Source organism: Novosphingobium olei, from assembly GCF_012927405.1.
Taxonomy (GTDB): domain Bacteria; phylum Pseudomonadota; class Alphaproteobacteria; order Sphingomonadales; family Sphingomonadaceae; genus Novosphingobium; species Novosphingobium olei.
In genome coordinates this window covers 48,449-64,146 of record NZ_JABBGM010000013.1, presented here as the reverse complement: position 1 = coordinate 64,146, position 15,698 = coordinate 48,449, and the positions used below count along the sequence as shown (strand labels likewise).

Here is a 15,698-nt window from a genome sequence, read left to right as displayed (position 1 = left end):
CCATGGAAACGCGCTCGAACAACATCTGGGTCGGAGCCGTCACGCTGCTGCTGCTGGCGGGATTTGCCGCGCTGGCGATCTGGATCGCCCGGATCAACCAGGGCGCGCAGAACGAATACGACATCTTCTTCAAACAGTCGGTCGATGGACTGGCCAAGGGTTCGGAAGTCTCGTTTTCAGGCGTGCCTTCGGGTCAGGTGAAGGACATCGAGCTGTGGGAGCGCGATCCCAGCCTCGTGCGCGTGAGGATCAAGGTGGATAGCAAGGTGCCGATCCTGCAAGGCACCACCGCCAGCCTGCAGGGCAGCTTCACCGGCGTCACCACGATCCAGCTGCAGGGCGCGATGAAGGGCGCCTCGCCGATCGTCGAGCCCGGCCCCGAAGGCGCTCCCGTGATCCCGACCAAGCGCAGTGGCCTGGGCGAATTGCTGGCCAACGCGCCGCTGCTGCTCGAACGGCTGGCAACGCTGACCGAACGCCTCACGATGGTGCTTTCTGACAAGAACCAGAAGTCGATCGAGAACATCCTTGCCCATACCGACAAGCTGACCGGCAACCTCGCCGATGCCTCGCCCGACGTGAAGCGCACGCTCGCCGAATTGCAGGCCACCTTGCGCCAGGCGAACTATACCCTCGCCGCGTTCGAGAAGGTCGCCGGCAGCGCCGATTCCATGCTCAACGACGAAGGCAACGGCATCGCCAAGCAGCTGCGCACCACGCTGCAGTCGGTGCAGGGCGCGGCCGATGCGTTGCAGGCCACCGCAAAGGACGCGCGCCCCGGCGTGCAGCAGCTCAACGAACGGACGTTGCCCGCTGCCGAAGCCGCCATTCGCGAACTGCAGGCCACGACGCGTTCGCTGCGCGAAGTGACCGACCGCATCAACGACCGCGGCGTTTCCAGCATCGTCGGCAGCCCCAAGCTGCCCGATTACAAGCCCTGAGCCGGGAGAACCGATCCGATGAACAAGACCCTGCTCTCCTCGCTGCTGCTGCCGCTTTCGCTGGCCGGCTGCGTCTCGATCGGCGCCAAGCCGCCGGCCAGCCTGCTCAGCCTGAGCGCCGAAGCCGCGCCTGCGATGGGCGCCACGGCCCGCGGCAAGCTCAATGACGCGCTCACCGTGCTGGAGCCGACCGCGGCCGCCAAGCTCGCGGTGCTGCGCGTGCCGGTGCAGATCGACGAAACCCGCGTCGCCTACCTCAAGAAGACGATGTGGGTGGAGCGCCCGTCGCGCCAGTTCCAGCACCTGCTGGCCGAAACGCTGCGCGCACGCGGCAATCGTATCGTGACCGAGAACGATGCCGGCACGCGGGGACCGCGCCTTTCGGGCCGCCTGCTCGACATGGGCTATGATGCCCGTACCAAGTCGGTGGTCGTCGGCTTCGAAGCGACCCGCGAAAGTCCGGGTGGAGCGATCGAGACGAAACGCTTCGGCGGCAGCGTGGCGGGGATCGATCCGGACGCGCACGACATCGCGCCCGCGCTCAACCAGGCGGCAAACGACGTGGCCCGGCAGGTGGCCGACTGGGTCGGCTGACCGCCGACCCGCAGCGCCAATTCAGGCGGCCGGCATCTGCTGGCTGGAGCAGTGGAACCCGCCCCCGCCCGCCAGCACCGCATCGGCCATCAGCCCGATGGTGGCGCGAGTCGGGAACAGCTCTGCGATCGCGGCCACGCCATCATCGTCGTGCGCCGTGCCGAAGATCGGCACGATCACGACGTTGCTGGCGATGACGAAATTCATGTAGCTCGCCGGCTGCACCATGCCACCCCACTCGACAAGGCCTGGCGAGGGGACTTCCACCACCTCGACGCCAGCAGCCCGCGCCCGTGCGGCGGTGTCGGCATAGATCGCGGCGTTGGGATCATCGGGCCCGGTTGCGCGCGGCACCGCCAGGCGGTTGGGCGCCACGAACCGCGCGAGATTGTCGACATGGCCGTCGGTGTGGTCGTTGATCAGCCCGTCGCCCAGCCACAGCACCCGGTCGTAGCCGAGGTCGCGCTCGAGCCGCGTCTCGATCTCGCCGCGCGCCAGCTGGGGGTTGCGGTTGGGGTTGAGCAGGCACTGCTCGGTCGTGGCGACAAGGCCGGTGCCATCGCCATCGAGCGCGCCCCCTTCGAGGATCCAGTCGCACCGGTCGGCGGCAAGCCCGGCATCGGCGGCCAGCGTCGCGCCGATCTCCTGGTCTCCCGGCATGAGGTACTTCTCCCCCCAGCCGTTGAAGCCGAACAGCCGCGCAGCCCGCGTGCCCGATGCATCGCGCACCACCAGCGGTCCGGTATCGCGCACCCACACGTCGCCATAGACGCGTCGTTCGAGCGTGACCGCCGCCGAAACCAGCGACCGTGCGCGCATCTCGTTGGCGGCATCGCGCACCAGCAGGCGCACCTGCTGGCCGCTGTCGGCAACGGCGCTGGCGAAGGCGGCGATCTGTTCCTGCGCGCGATCGATTACCCCGGACCATTCGTCGGCGATATGGGGGAAACCGATCCACAGCCAGTCCTGGGGATGCCATTCGGGGGGCATCCTCATCACTGCCTCGCTCATGCGTCTCGTCCTTACTTCTTGCCCGCGTCCGCCAGACTCTTGTCGCGGATCGCGCGGAATTCGTCTCCGGGGTGCCAGTTCGGCCAGTCGCTGCCGTCGGCGAGACCCCGGCCGAGCCGGTAGAACAGTTCGACTTCCTGCGCCATGCCCGACATGTCCCAGCTGTCCGAGTATTCGTCGCTGGGCTGGTGGTAGCGGTTGACGGTATAGTCCTCCGAAGCCGCCTCGCCTGCGGCGCGACCACCCTTTTCCAGATCCTCGCCCAGGCCGACGTCGAACATCGGCACGCCCAGCTTGGCGAAGCTGAAGTGGTCGGACCGATAGTAGTAGCCCCGCTCGGGATGGCTCTCGGGCGTCTCGGACAGGTTCATGTCCTTTTCCACCTTGCGCAACAGCGTGGTGAGTTCGGACTTGTCGCCCCCGGTCACGGTCACGTCGCGCGCGCGACCCGTCGGCGAAAGGCCGTCCATGTTGACCCCGCCGACCGTCCTGGCGAGCGGGAACACCGGGTTCGCGGCATAGTATTCCGATCCCAGCGTCCCCGATTCCTCAAGCGTCACGGCAAGGAACACCTGGCTGCGCGCCGCCGGCCCGGCGCGGCGGTTCATGTCCGCCAGCGCGGCGAGCGCGCCGACCCCGGTCGCGTTGTCGACCGCGCCATTGCAGATATCGTCGCCGGTCTTGTCCGCCTCGCAACGGCCAAGATGGTCCCAGTGCGCGCTGTAGAGCACGTATTCGTGCGCGCGCGTCTTGCCCGGCAGCAGGCCGACCACGTTGTGCGACGTCGCCTTGCGGATCGCGTTGTCGAAAGAAAGGTCCATCGTGAGGCCCAGCGGCACCGCCTTGAACCCCTTCTGCTTGGCGGCGGCGGTCAGGGTGGTCAGATCCTGCCCGGCCGCCTTGAGGATGGCCTCGGCCACGCTCTTCTGCACCCAGGCGTTGGCCACGGTCTGGTCCATGCCGTCGTTGGCCGACTGGACAAAGTACTGCGCGCCCGTCCAGCTCGACTGCACCACGTTCCAGCCATAGGCGGCAGGGTACGTATCGTGGATGACGATCGCGGCAGTCGCGCCCTGGCGCGCCGCTTCCTCGAACTTGTAGGTCCAGCGACCGTAGTAGGTCATCCGCCGACCCTTGAACGGCCCGTCCTCGCCCTGCATCTCGTAGTCGGGATCGTTGACCAGGATGACCGCCGTCTTCCCCTTCATGTCGAGCCCGGCATAGTCGTTCCAGCCAAGCTCGGGCGCGTTGATGCCATAGCCCACGAACACCAGTTCACTGTCCGCCACCTTGGTCTGCGGCACGAAGCGGTACGACCCGGCAACGAAGTCCTTGCCGATCGTGAAGCTCATCGGCGCAATGCCCTTGCCCTTCACCACCATCGGCGAAAACTGGCTCGCGGTGATCTCCACCGTCGGCACGTCCTGCAGCCACGACCCCTTGTTGCCGGGCTTCAGGCCCGCCGCCTTGAAGCGCGCGACGATCTCGTCGAGCACCTTGGGCTCTGCGGCGGTCGAGGGGGCGCGGCCCTCGAACTCGTCGGACGACAGCGTCTTGATCACCTGCCGCATCAGCGGAACGTTGACCTGGGGCACCTTCGCGGGCGCCGCCGGCGCGGCGGCGAAAGTTGCCGATGAAATCAGCGCGACACAGGCAGCGCCCGCGACAAGCGCGGCGCGAAAGGCGCGATCGACCCGGTAAGGCATTGAATTTCCCTTCATGTTCTCAATTCACCGCAGCGCCGTGTCGGCGTCGCTGTGGACATGCCGCGACGTTGGCAGAGCGTGGCGAGCGACGCAACACTGCCCCGCCGGGTGCGCGCGGCGCTTGCCTCGCCCGCCATGACCGGGCATCGCCGGGACATGACCGATTGGCAGAATGCGCTGACCCGCGCCCGCACCTGCTCGCCCTTTCTTGCCCGCGCGCTCGACCGGCAGGGCGCGCTTGAAGCGCTGCTCGCCCAAGGCCGGCTGGACGAAGCGCTGGCCTGGGCTGCCGGCGCCGGTGAAGGCACCGACGATGTTGCCGTGCAGCTGCGGCGCGAACGCCTGGCGCTCGCCACCGCCGTCGGCATCGCCGATCTGGCCGACGCGATGCCGCTTGCCGCCGTGACCGGCGCGCTTTCCGCCTTCGCCGACCGCGCGCTCGACCTCGCCATCGCCGCCGCGATCCGCAAGCGCGTGCCGGATGCCGAACCGCAGGGCTTTGCCGCCATCGCGCTCGGCAAGCATGGCGCGGGCGAACTCAACTATTCGTCCGACATCGATCCCATCCTGCTCTACGAACCCGATGCCCTGCCCCGGCGCGATCGCGACGATCCGGGCGAAGCAGCGCAACGCGTGGCTCGCACCGTGGTCGAACTGCTCGGCAAGGTCACCGACGAAGGCTACGTCTTCCGCGTCGACCTGCGCCTGCGCCCGGCTTCGGAAGTCAGCCCGCTGGCGATCCCGTTCGAAGGCGCGACCACCCATTACGAATCGAGCGCGCTCGCCTGGGAACGCGCCGCCTACATCCGCGCCCGCGCCGCCGCCGGCGATGTGCCGCGCGGGCAAGCGTTCCTCGATACGATCCGCCCGTTCGTGTGGCGCCGCAGCCTCGATTTCGGCGCGATTGACGAGATCGGCCGCCTCACCACCCGCATTCGCGACCATTACATCGGCGGGCAGGCGCTGGGCCCCGGTTACGACCTCAAGCGCGGGCGCGGCGGCATCCGCGAGGTGGAATTCTTCGCCCAGACCCACCAGCTGATCCACGGCGGCCGCAACCCCGCGCTGCGCCTGCGCGGCACCCGGGCGAGCCTCGATGCGCTGGCCACCGCCGGGATCATCACGACCGAGGACGCGCAAGTGCTGGGCACGAGCTACGACCGGCTGCGCACCATCGAACACCGCCTGCAGATGGTCGCCGACCAGCAGACGCATTCGCTTCCGGCCGATCCCGCCGCGCTCGACAATGTCGCCTGGCTCGATGGGCTTGCCGATGGCGCCGCGCTCGTGGCGGAGCTGGCGAGCATATCCGAAGCCGTCGGCACTCGCTTCGATGCACTGATCGCGACCTATGCGCCCACCGGCGCGGTACAGGTCGCCGAGCGGCCGCTGGTGCGCGAACTGGCGGAATGCGGCTTCGACGATTGTGAACAGCTCGCCGCGCGGATCGAAGCCTGGGAAAATGGCCAGTTCCGCGCCCTGCGCAGCGACGAGGCGCGCGCAGCCTTCGCCCGCCTGCGCCCCCAGCTGCTGCGCGCGCTGTCGGAAGCGCCCGATCCCGATCGCGCGCTGCTGCGCTGGGAACAGCTGATCGGCGCGCTCCCTTCGGCGATCAACGTCTTCCGCCTGCTCGAAGCGCGCCCGGGCCTGCTCGCCGTCGTCATGCGCGTGCTCGCCCACGCGCCCACGCTGGCGGATGAACTCGCCCGCCGCGCCGATCTGCTCGACACGCTGATCGACCGCTCCGCCTTCGACCTGCCCGGCAGCGTTGCCGACATCGCGGGCGAGCTGCGCCGCAACGAAGCGGGCGACGATTACCAGCGCCTGCTCGATGCGGTGCGGCGCAAGGTCGGCGAACTGCGCTTTGCCCTGGGTGTCCAGCTGATCGAAGCGGGGCGCGATCCGCTGGAGATTGCCGCGGCCCTGTCCCGCGTCGCAGAGGCGGCCATCCTCGTCCTTGGCGAAGCCGCGTGCGCCGAATTCGAAAGCGTCCATGGCACCGTGCCCGACAGCCGCCTCGTCATCCTCGGCCTCGGCCGGCTCGGCGGTTCGGCGCTGACTCACGCCTCGGACCTCGATCTCGTGTTCCTGTTCAGCGGCGATCACATGGCCGAAAGCGACGGCCGCCGTCCGCTGGGCGGCACGCTTTACTACAACCGCCTCGCCCAGCGGGTGATCGCCGCGCTGTCGGTGCCGACCGCCGCGGGCGCGCTCTACGAAGTCGACACGCGCCTTCGTCCATCTGGCGCACAGGGCCCCATCGCGGTCAGCCTCGACAGCTTCGAGCGCTACCAGCGGGAGGAAGCCTGGACCTGGGAGCACATGGCGCTGTGTCGCGCCCGCGCCCTGTTCGGCACCGCGCCCGACCGCGCCGCGCTCGACACGATCGTCGCCTGCGCGCTCCACGATCCGCGCGATCCTGCCAAGCTTCGCGCCGATGTCCTGTCGATGCGGGGCGAAATGCAGAAGCACAAGCCCGGCAAGGGGCCGCTCGATGTCAAGCTGCTGCGCGGCGGGCTCGTCGATATCGAATTCATGGTCCACTACCTCCAGCTGCGCGATCACGTCGCGCTCGAACCGGGTCTTGGCGATGCGGTTTCCGCGCTGGAGGATGCAGGGCTGCTGCCGCAGGGCCTGCGCGAAGCGCACGACCTGATGGCGCGGCTGCTGGTGGTGGTCCGCCTCGTCGCCCCCGATGGCGAATATCCCCCGCCCGCCAGCCGCGAGATCGTCGCGCGCGCCTGCGGCCTTGCCCGGTGGGGCGAGCTGCTTGACGCCATCGCCGCCATGCGGCAGCGCGTGGGGCAGGCATGGAACGCCGTTTTCGGCGAAAGGCTGGAGATCCTAGCATGAGCGAGCGTATCGGCGTCGGCGACGCCTTCCCCGACATTGCCATGGCTGCGCCGGACGGCGGCACCGTCAAGCCGTCCGACTTTGCCGGGCGCAAGCTGGTCGTGTTCTTCTATCCCAAGGACGATACGCCGGGCTGCACCACGGAAAACAAGGATTTCTCCGCGCTGGCCGACCAGTTCGCCGCGGCAGGCACCGCGCTTCTGGGCGTCAGCAAGGACCCGCCCAAGAAGCATCAGAAGTTCGCCGAGAAGCATGGCCTTGCCGCCCCGCTGGCCAGCGATGCCGAAGAAGGCGGCCTGTCCGATGCGCTCGGCATATGGACCGAAAAGTCGATGTACGGCCGCACCTACATGGGCATGGAGCGGACCACCTACCTCGTCGGCGCCGATGGCCGGATCGCGCAAGTGTGGAACAAGGTGAAGGTCAAAGGCCACGCCGAGGACGTGCTCGCCGCCGCCAAGGCGCTCTGAGCCGCGCGTGCCCCTTTCGCCTTCTGAAATGCCGTCTTCCGCAACGCCATCGGTGGCGCACGCCATCCGTGCCGCCATGCTCACAGCCGAACCAGAGGCAAAGGCGATGGCAGCCCGCGCGGTCGCTAGGGACTGGCGCGCGGGCCGGCTTGCCTTCGCATTCGACGTAGCCATGCCCGATGCGCCGGCCCGGCCGGACACGCCGCAGTTGCTGCCGCCCAACGCCATGCCCAAGCGCGGGCGCGGAGGCTCGGAACGCGGGCGCATCGCGCTGCTCCACGCGCTCTGCCACATCGAATTCGTCGCCATCGATCTTGCCCTCGACGCCGCCGGCCGCTTCGGCGCCGAACGCGGGCCAAGTTTCGTGTCCGACTGGCTGGCTGTCGCCGCGGACGAAGCGATGCATTTCGCGCTGCTCGCCCGCCGCCTGCGCACCCTCGGGACGTTCTACGGCGACCTGCCGGCCCACGACGGACTGTGGGATGCCGCACGCGAAACCGCGCACGACATCGCTGCCCGCCTTGCGGTCGTGCCGATGGTGCTCGAGGCGCGCGGGCTGGATGTCACTCCGGTTACGATCGAACGGTTCGAAGCCGCCGGAGACCTGCGTTCGGCGCGCATCCTGCAACGAATCCTTGACGACGAAATCCGCCATGTGCGTTTCGGCACAACCCACTTCGCGCGGGTATGCCAGGAACGCGGTGAATCGCCACCGCAGCTTTGGAAAAGCTTGGTCGAGAGGCACTTTCGCGGCGCTGTTAAGCCGCCGTTCAACGACTCGGCGCGCCGATCAGCCGGTCTGTCGTGCGAAATGATGGCAGGGGTTGCGTGAACTGACGCCCTGCCGTTACCCCACCAATCAAGAGTTGGGCGGGGGGTTCCGATCCTTCTCAAAAAAAATCTGCTCCGTTCGTTGCGAACCGGGGTGGCACGCACTGGGGGTCAGCGCGTCTCCGTCGCCTGCTTGCGGGCTTCGGGTTAAAAAGAAGGTCGTTCGGGTCGTAATGTCGCAAAACAGCAACTTTGTCCGCCAGTCGCTTGGCCGCAAGTCGTTCGCAGCCATCGCCGCCATCGCCTCGCTGGTCTCGGTTCCCGCTTTCGCCAACAGCGCCGCTTCGGCCGACATCGCTTCGCCGCTCCGCGCCGCTGAAGCTGCCCGCAGCGGGGCCGTCAGCACCGACAACGGCGACCAGCAGTTCCGCAATCTCTTCGCTTCGTGGCAGGCGCTCGATGGTGGATCGGCTACCGGCACCGTCGCTCCGGCCCGCTCGGGCACGGTCTCGATCCCCTCGCTGATGCCGGTGAATTCCAGCCGCGCCATGTCGAGCGCCTTCGGCCTGCGCGTGCACCCCGTGCTCGGCGGCCTGCGCCAGCACAAGGGCATCGATCTTCCCGCCGCCACCGGCACCCCGATCTACGCTTCGGCGGACGGCGTTGTCGGCAAGGCCGACTGGTTCGGCGGCTATGGCCTGTGTGTCGAGCTCGAACACGGCGCCGCGCTCGAAACCCGCTACGGCCACATGTCGCGCATCGCGGTTGCCGAAGGCCAGCGCGTCCGCAAGGGCGACGTGATCGGCTATGTCGGCTCGACCGGCCGCTCGACCGGTCCGCACCTGCATTACGAAGTCCGCGTTGCCGGCGAAGCGGTCAATCCGCTTCCCTACATGCAGGGCTCTTCCACGCTTTATGCTGAAAACGACCCGGCCGAAGGACGCGGCGGTCCGGAATAAGCCGCCCCGGTCGAACTAAGCCATCCTGGAGGGGATGCGGAAAAAGGCGGCCATCGCGCCGCCTTTTTCTTTGCCCGTTTCAAAATTGCTGAACGGCCAGCAATTTTTTGCTGTGTGCGTTGCACAATGCAACGAATCCCTTTGCGCGATTTAATCATGCGGTTAAGGTCACGCGCGAAAGGCCCGGGGCCGTAAGGCCAAGGCCGAAAGCGAAGAGAGGAATCGCATGGACTTTCACCCGAGCGTGCACGCGCGGAACCATCCGGAGAAGCCCGCGGTCATCATGGCCGATGGGCGCAGCCTGACCTACCGCGAGCTTGACGAAGAGAGCAATCGCTTCGCCCAGTTGCTGCGTGCGCGTGGGCTGCAGATCGGCGATACCGTGGCGATCAGCCTGGAAAACCGTCCCGAATATTTCTCGCTGGTGTGGGGCGCGCAGCGCGCAGGCCTCGTCTTCGTGGCCGTTTCCTGCCGTCTTGCCGCGCCTGAAATCGCCTACATCGCGCAGGACAGCGGCGCCAAGCTTCTGGTGAGCTCGACCTACCTCAACAAGGTGCTCGACGAAGTCGCCGCGCTGGCCCCCTCCGTTCCGCAGCTGCGCCTTGGCGGCGTCGGCGTCCACGATCTCGAAGCCGAACTGGCCAAGATGCCGGCAACCGCAATTGCCGACGAACGCGCCGGCGGCGACATGCTCTATTCCTCGGGCACCACGGGCAAGCCCAAGGGCGTGCGCGTGCCCATGCCCGAAGAGCCGGCGATCGGCGCGCCGACCTCGCTGATGATGGTGGCCTCCGAAGTCTTCGGCTTCACCAAGGATTCGGTCTATCTCAGCCCCGCGCCGCTCTATCACGCCGCGCCGCTGCGCTGGTCGATGGGCGTTCACCGCCTTGGCGGCACGGTCGTGGTGATGGACAAGTTCGATCCGGAGCACGCGCTGCAGTTGATCGAAAAGCACAAGATCACCGACAGCCAGTGGGTGCCGACCCACTTCGTGCGGCTGCTCAAGCTGCCCGAGGATGTGCGCACGAAGTACGACATTTCCTCGCTCAAGTGCGCGATCCACGCCGCCGCGCCCTGCCCGATCCCGGTCAAGCACGCGATGATCGACTGGTGGGGCCCGATCCTGAAGGAATACTACGCCGGCACCGAAGGCAACGGCTTCACCTTCATCGGCAGCGAAGACTGGCTGACCCACCCCGGCTCGGTCGGCCGCGTCATTACCGGCGTGATCCACATCTGCGATGAAAACGGCGACGAAGTGCCCACCGGCACCGAAGGCCAGGTCTTCTTCGAAGGCGGCGGGGTGTTCGAATATCACAACGATCCGGCCAAGACGGCAGAGGCCACGAACAAGCATGGCTGGACCAGCCTTGGCGACATCGGCCGCGTCGATGAGGACGGCTTCCTCTACCTGACCGACCGCAAGAGCTTCATGATCATCTCGGGCGGCGTAAACATCTACCCGCAGGAAATCGAAAGCCTGCTCGTGACCCACCCCAAGGTCGCCGACGTCGCGGTGATCGGCGCCCCCGATCCCGACATGGGCGAACGCGTGGTGGCGATCGTCCAGCCGGCCAACCTTGCCGAAGCGGGCCCCGCGCTCGCCGCCGAGCTGACCGACTGGCTCAATCCGCAGCTTTCGCGCGTCAAGATGCCGCGCCAGATCGACTTCCGCGACGAACTGCCCCGCGAACCCACCGGCAAGCTGTTCAAGCGCCTGTTGCGCGATGAATACAAGGCCGCCGCGGCGCTGGAGGCCTGACGCCATGGCAACCGCTGCAGCGCCCGTCGCTTCGCCCGAAGACGCCATCGCCGTCATCGATCCCCGCTCCTATGCGGAGTGGGGCCCGCTGCTCGACCGCTTCGACCGCATCCGGGCCGAAACGCCCGTGGTGCGCATCGAAAGCGCGGAAGGCTTCCACGAACCCTTCTGGCTGCTGACCCGCCATGAAGACGTGATGCGCGTGTCGAAGGACAACCAGACCTTCCTCAACGCCCCGCGCCCCACCGTGTTCACCGGCAAGGACGGCGAAGCCTTCGCCCGCGCGGTCACCGGCGGCAGCCCGAACCTCGTCAACTCGCTCGTCTCGATCGACGCGCCCTCGCATCCCAAGCTGCGCCGCCTGACGCAGGAATGGTTCATGCCGAAGAACCTGCGCAAGATCGAGGAGGACATCCGCAAGCTGGCCGCGCACACCGTCGACCGGCTGATCGCGGCGGGGCCGGAAGCGGACTTCTGCACGCTCGTCTCGGCGCCCTACCCGCTCCACGTCGTCATGCAGATCCTCGGCGTGCCGGAGGAGGACGAGCCGCGCATGCTCTTCCTCACCCAGCAGATGTTCGGCGGGCAGGACGAAGACCTCAACAAGTCCGGCATGGCCGACCTTGCCCCCGAACAGGTCCTCCAGATCGTCATGGGCGCGGTCAGCGATTTCGAGGCCTACTTCTTCGCGCTCGCCGAAGAACGCCGCAAGAACCCGACCAACGACGTCGCCAGCGTGCTCGCCAACGCCAACATCGACGGGCAACCGCTCTCGGCGCGCGATCTTGCCGGCTACTACATCATCGTTGCGGCAGCGGGCCACGATACCACCTCGGCCTCCACCGCCGGAGCCATGCTCGCTCTCGCACAGGACCCGGACCAGTTCGCCCGCGTCAAGGCCGATCGCAGCCTGCTGCCCGGCGTTGTCGAGGAAGCGATCCGCTGGACCACGCCGGTGCAGCACTTCATGCGCACCAACACGACGGACGTCGAGATCGGCGGGGTGCATATCCCGGCGGGCGACTGGCTGATGCTGAACTATGTCGCGGCCAACCACGATCCGGCGCAGTTCGACAACCCGCGCAAGTTCGACGCCGCACGCGATGGCAACCGCCACATCGCGTTCGGCGCGGGTGCGCACCAGTGCCTGGGTCTCCACCTCGCCCGGCTCGAAATGCGCATCCTGTTCGAAGCGCTGCTCGACCGGCTCGACAGCCTCGAACTGGCGGGCGAGCCCAAGCGCGCCAAGAGCACCTTCGTCGGCGGGCTCAAGACCCTGCCGATCCGCTTCAAGGCCAGCTGACCGTCAAGCCTCGGGCGGCGTCAGGTCAGGCGAACTTGTCTGCCTTGCGCCGCCCGAAGCGCATGCCGCGCTCCAGATGCGCGCGCAGCTGGGTATAATAAGCCTCCAGGAACGCGCGCTCGTCGCCCGCCCCGGCGCTCCAGCCGATCTTCCCGCAGATCGTCGCCGCCACTTCGGCCATCGTATCCGCCCGGCCCTCGCGCAGCACGCGTTCCAGCGCCTGCAGCTCGTATTCGCCGTAGACGGAGAGCTCCTCCGGCCCGAAGCGATAGACCGCGCCCGTTGCCGCGCTCGGTCCTGCCGCCGCGCCGCCAAGCGATAGCGCCTGCCCCAGCTTGCGCTTCTGCGCCTCCACCACCCAGGTGCCCGCGATCATGTCGCCACAGCGCAAGGCGTCGCGGTTGAGGAACGGCATCGCCATGAACAGCGCGAACCAGCCAAGGCCCGCCCAGCTCGCCAGGTCGGTGTCGCCCCCGCTCGATGCCGCGCCTCCGATGAACACCAGCGGCATGAACAGCTCGATGTCGCGCACCAAGTTGCGCGCGATCACCGCCTCTGTGGTCAGCCGCCCGCCATCGCGCGCGGCAACGCGAATGCCGAGCAGGCGCTTGCCCGGCGTCGCCCCGCGCGGCCCCAGCTCGAAGGCAAGGAACCAGGCATTGCGGGCGAGGAACATGACCACGAACCACACGATCGCCAGCGCTTGCAACGCATGGCCCGCCGGCCCCTTGGTGCTGGCGTTGAGCCCCAGCCCCTGCGCCATCCACAACAGCGCCAGCGTGGTTGCCACCATCGCCGCGCCGACCAGGAACAGGTCGATCGCCAGCGCCGCCGCCCTTGTCCCGCGCGATGCCAGCACGAACGGCAGCGCCACGCCTTCGGGCGTCGTCAGCCAGCGCTTGCGCCGCTCGGCATCGGGCACGATCCGCCCCGTGGCCCTGCGCGCGCTCATTTACCGCGCCGCCAGATGAACAGATACCCGATCCAGAACACCAGCATGAACGCACCCACCACCAGCCGTGGCATCGTGGCATCGAGCAGCTGGCGCGCGAACGCTTCCAGAATGGCGGCAACGATCAGCATCAGCACCACGCCGGTCATCACCAGCGCCGCCCGCCGCCCCGCTTCTGCCGCCGCATCGAGCACGGCGCGGTTGCCCGGAAACGCGATTGCCCGACCGACGTGGAGCCCCGCCGCCCCCGCCAGCAGGATCGCGAACAGTTCGGTCGTGCCGTGCACCGAAAGCCAGCCGATCAGCTCGAACGTCAGCCCCTGCCCGTGATAGAGCCACAGCAGCGCGCCCAGCATCGCCGTGTTGTGCACCAGCAGCAGCAGTGTCGGCACCCCGCAGGCAAAGCCGAGCGCAAAGGCCAGGATCGAGACTTGCGCATTGTTGCTGAACAGCATCGCCGCGAACACCGAAAGGCCATCCTGCCCGGCATTGCCGAACAGCGTGCGCTCCAGCACTTCGCGGCTCGCGCCGGGCTGGCGCTCGTCGCCGCTGGGCATCAGGGCATAGAACCAGTCGGGATTGCTCGATACCAGCAGCCAGCCGACCACCGTGCCCACGACCATCGCCAGCAGCGCGATCAGGATATCGGAGCCGATGCTGCGCACCGCCCGGCCCCAGCCGCCGCCAAGGAAGCCGCGCAGCCAGCGTCCCAGCCCGGCGCGCGGGCCATAGACGGCGAACCAGGCGCGCTGGGTCAGCGTCTCCAGCCAGTCGACCAGCGCCTGGTCGAGCGAGGTTTCGCGCGCGATCGACAGCGCGCTCGCGGTCATCCGGTACAGCCCCGGCAGTGCCAGCAGGTCCTCGTCCGACAGCCGCTTCAATCGCCCGCGCTCGATCTGGCCGACGATCTGCTCCAGCCGCTTCCAATCGCCTTCGCGCTCCAGCCGGAACCGGTCCGAGCGCAGCGCCGCTTCCTCCACGCGCGCGGCATCTTCCGCCGCGCCGCGCCCCAGCCACCCCGCCAGCCTGTCGCCCAGCGCGCTCATCCGACCAGCCCCCGCCGCTTGACTGAAAGATAGGCGTCGAGCAGCCGCAGCCCGATCGTTTCGTGCGGCGCTTCCACCACGCGCACCCCCAGCCGGCGCAACCGCTGCAGCACCTGCTGACGCTGGCGCAACAGTGCATCCGCCGTCACCGCCTGCGCCACGTCGTCGAGGTCCTCGGGCATGGCCGTGACGATCCCGGAAAGTTCGGCATCTTCCATCACCACGAACAGCACCACATGGCGTTCGACCAGCCGACCCACGTTCTCGATCATCAGCTCGGCGCTGGTCGGGTCGGTGAAGTCGGAAAACACCACCACCAGCGACCGCCGCTTCAACCGCGCGGCAAGCGTTGCCAGCGCCAACGTGAAGTTCGGCTCCTCTGCATGGTAGTCGAGGCTTGCCGCTGCATCCTGCAACCGGTGGAAATCGCGCGGCGCGGCGACGAAGGGCGTCGCCACCAGCGGTCTTGCGGCAAAGCCGAACAGCGCGATGCGGTCCTGCCCCTTCAGCGCGACCCACGCCGTGGTCAGAGCGGCGGTGATCGCCCGGTCGATCCGCGCAAGGCCCGCCACCGGCTCGCACATCGTCTGCCCGCAATCGAGCGCGAACACGATCTGGGTGTTGCGCTCGGTCTCGTATTCGCGCGCCACGAGCCGCGCATGCCGGGCGGAGGATTTCCAGTCGATCCGCCGCCGGTCCATGCCGGGCTCGTAGTCGGCCAGCGCCTCGAACTCGGCCCCCGCCCCGCGAATCCGCCGCGCCACCTGGCCAAGGTCGGCATCGCGGAGAAACAGCTGCAATTCGCCTGATCGCAGCGGCGAAAGATCCGGGCGCACCCGCACCGTCAGATCGAGCGGCCGCTGCGCGATTCGCTGGCCCAGCCCCAGCGGCCCGTTCCAGCGCAGCCATATCGCCGGAATCGCGCCCGGCCCGCGCCGCACCGGCGAGACTTCCGCTTCGCCTTCCCAGGCGTCAGGCCCCTGCTTCAGCGTCAGCGCCAACCGCCCACCATCGATCAGGCGCGGGTCGAGCGCCAGCGCCGCCTCGATCCGCCGGGCGGTGGTCCGCTCGAAGTCGGCGAGCACGGTCAGCCGTACCGCCTGTCCCACTTCGGCATCGGCGGGAGCGATCACCCGCACATCGGCCAGCCTGCCGGCAAACAGCGCATCGAGCGCCACCAGCACCAACAGCGCGCCGGCCAGCGCCGGTGCCAGCACCCAGGCCGCCGGCACGCGCGCGGCGATGACCAGCGCCAGCGGCGCCATCGCCACCAGCAGCAGCACCGCCCGCGCCGTGGGCTGAAAGGGCGGCCCCTTGAGTTTCACGCCAG

The 15,698-nt window shown here is 68.2% G+C and carries 13 protein-coding genes; 8 read left to right on the top strand and 5 right to left on the bottom strand.

Features of this window, described 5'->3' with window-relative positions:
- Window positions 1-2 precede the first annotated feature (2 nt).
- Entirely contained in the window at window positions 3-941 is a 939-nt protein-coding gene (locus HHL27_RS19345) for an MlaD family protein (RefSeq protein ID WP_169495036.1), read from the top strand.
- An 18-nt stretch (window positions 942-959) separates the two neighbouring features.
- Complete coding sequence (locus HHL27_RS19340) at window positions 960-1,535, top strand: ABC-type transport auxiliary lipoprotein family protein (protein WP_169495035.1); 576 nt, start codon at window positions 960-962, stop codon at window positions 1,533-1,535.
- A 21-nt stretch (window positions 1,536-1,556) separates the two neighbouring features.
- Here the strand turns inward: HHL27_RS19340 and HHL27_RS19335 are convergent, their stop codons facing one another.
- Window positions 1,557-2,546 (bottom strand): agmatine deiminase family protein, encoded by a 990-nt coding sequence (locus tag HHL27_RS19335; protein WP_169495034.1) that lies wholly within the window; start codon window positions 2,544-2,546, stop codon window positions 1,557-1,559.
- Between the two features lie 11 nt (window positions 2,547-2,557).
- Complete coding sequence (locus HHL27_RS19330) at window positions 2,558-4,252, bottom strand: M28 family metallopeptidase (RefSeq protein WP_169495033.1); 1,695 nt, start codon at window positions 4,250-4,252, stop codon at window positions 2,558-2,560.
- A 135-nt stretch (window positions 4,253-4,387) separates the two neighbouring features.
- Here HHL27_RS19330 and glnE point away from each other — a divergent pair, with 135 nt between their 5' ends.
- The 6 genes from glnE (at window position 4,388) to HHL27_RS19300 (ending at window position 12,370) form a co-directional block, all read left to right on the top strand.
- Window positions 4,388-7,105 (top strand): bifunctional [glutamate--ammonia ligase]-adenylyl-L-tyrosine phosphorylase/[glutamate--ammonia-ligase] adenylyltransferase, encoded by a 2,718-nt coding sequence (gene glnE / locus HHL27_RS19325; RefSeq protein WP_420874083.1) that lies wholly within the window; start codon window positions 4,388-4,390, stop codon window positions 7,103-7,105.
- Entirely contained in the window at window positions 7,102-7,575 is a 474-nt protein-coding gene (locus HHL27_RS19320) for a peroxiredoxin (protein ID WP_169495032.1), read from the top strand. The genes glnE and HHL27_RS19320 overlap by 4 nt, the downstream gene beginning before the upstream one ends.
- 28 nt (window positions 7,576-7,603) lie before the next feature.
- Window positions 7,604-8,407 carry a ferritin-like domain-containing protein gene (locus HHL27_RS19315; protein ID WP_169495031.1) on the top strand — a complete coding sequence of 268 codons (804 nt, stop codon included), beginning with the start codon at window positions 7,604-7,606 and terminating at the stop codon, window positions 8,405-8,407.
- A 172-nt stretch (window positions 8,408-8,579) separates the two neighbouring features.
- Window positions 8,580-9,305: a M23 family metallopeptidase gene (locus tag HHL27_RS19310; RefSeq protein WP_169495030.1), complete on the top strand. Its 726-nt coding sequence runs from the start codon at window positions 8,580-8,582 to the stop codon at window positions 9,303-9,305.
- A 226-nt stretch (window positions 9,306-9,531) separates the two neighbouring features.
- The gene (locus HHL27_RS19305; RefSeq protein ID WP_169495029.1) at window positions 9,532-11,067 is read left to right on the top strand and encodes an acyl-CoA synthetase; all 1,536 of its coding nucleotides are present in this window, start codon (window positions 9,532-9,534) and stop codon (window positions 11,065-11,067) included.
- Window positions 11,068-11,071: 4 nt separating this feature from the next.
- Window positions 11,072-12,370: a cytochrome P450 gene (locus tag HHL27_RS19300; RefSeq protein WP_169495028.1), complete on the top strand. Its 1,299-nt coding sequence runs from the start codon at window positions 11,072-11,074 to the stop codon at window positions 12,368-12,370.
- A gap of 25 nt (window positions 12,371-12,395) precedes the next feature.
- On the opposite strand, the gene HHL27_RS19295 is transcribed toward HHL27_RS19300, so the two are convergent.
- From HHL27_RS19295 to HHL27_RS19285, 3 genes are read right to left on the bottom strand one after another with little or no spacing between them, the layout of a single operon-like run.
- Window positions 12,396-13,322, bottom strand: coding sequence for an RDD family protein (locus HHL27_RS19295; RefSeq protein WP_169495027.1), 927 nt, complete (start codon window positions 13,320-13,322; stop codon window positions 12,396-12,398).
- Window positions 13,319-14,368 carry a stage II sporulation protein M gene (locus tag HHL27_RS19290; protein ID WP_169495026.1) on the bottom strand — a complete coding sequence of 350 codons (1,050 nt, stop codon included), beginning with the start codon at window positions 14,366-14,368 and terminating at the stop codon, window positions 13,319-13,321. The genes HHL27_RS19295 and HHL27_RS19290 overlap by 4 nt, the downstream gene beginning before the upstream one ends.
- Window positions 14,365-15,693 (bottom strand): DUF58 domain-containing protein, encoded by a 1,329-nt coding sequence (locus HHL27_RS19285; protein WP_420874082.1) that lies wholly within the window; start codon window positions 15,691-15,693, stop codon window positions 14,365-14,367. Before HHL27_RS19285 ends, HHL27_RS19290 begins: the two co-directional genes overlap by 4 nt.
- Window positions 15,694-15,698 lie beyond the last annotated feature (5 nt).

Excerpts from the sequence above, each read along its gene's own strand:
- glnE (WP_420874083.1), top strand. The coding sequence starts at position 4,388 with ATGACCGGGCATCGCCGGGACATGACCGATTGGCAGAATGCGCTGACC.
- HHL27_RS19335 (WP_169495034.1), bottom strand. The coding sequence starts at position 2,546 with ATGAGCGAGGCAGTGATGAGGATGCCCCCCGAATGGCATCCCCAGGAC.
- HHL27_RS19345 (WP_169495036.1), top strand. The coding sequence starts at position 3 with ATGGAAACGCGCTCGAACAACATCTGGGTCGGAGCCGTCACGCTGCTG.
- HHL27_RS19305 (WP_169495029.1), top strand. The coding sequence starts at position 9,532 with ATGGACTTTCACCCGAGCGTGCACGCGCGGAACCATCCGGAGAAGCCC.
- HHL27_RS19295 (WP_169495027.1), bottom strand. The coding sequence starts at position 13,322 with ATGAGCGCGCGCAGGGCCACGGGGCGGATCGTGCCCGATGCCGAGCGG.
- HHL27_RS19310 (WP_169495030.1), top strand. The coding sequence starts at position 8,580 with ATGTCGCAAAACAGCAACTTTGTCCGCCAGTCGCTTGGCCGCAAGTCG.
- HHL27_RS19340 (WP_169495035.1), top strand. The coding sequence starts at position 960 with ATGAACAAGACCCTGCTCTCCTCGCTGCTGCTGCCGCTTTCGCTGGCC.
- HHL27_RS19330 (WP_169495033.1), bottom strand. The coding sequence starts at position 4,252 with ATGCCTTACCGGGTCGATCGCGCCTTTCGCGCCGCGCTTGTCGCGGGC.
- HHL27_RS19320 (WP_169495032.1), top strand. The coding sequence starts at position 7,102 with ATGAGCGAGCGTATCGGCGTCGGCGACGCCTTCCCCGACATTGCCATG.
- HHL27_RS19315 (WP_169495031.1), top strand. The coding sequence starts at position 7,604 with ATGCCGTCTTCCGCAACGCCATCGGTGGCGCACGCCATCCGTGCCGCC.
- HHL27_RS19300 (WP_169495028.1), top strand. The coding sequence starts at position 11,072 with ATGGCAACCGCTGCAGCGCCCGTCGCTTCGCCCGAAGACGCCATCGCC.
- HHL27_RS19290 (WP_169495026.1), bottom strand. The coding sequence starts at position 14,368 with ATGAGCGCGCTGGGCGACAGGCTGGCGGGGTGGCTGGGGCGCGGCGCG.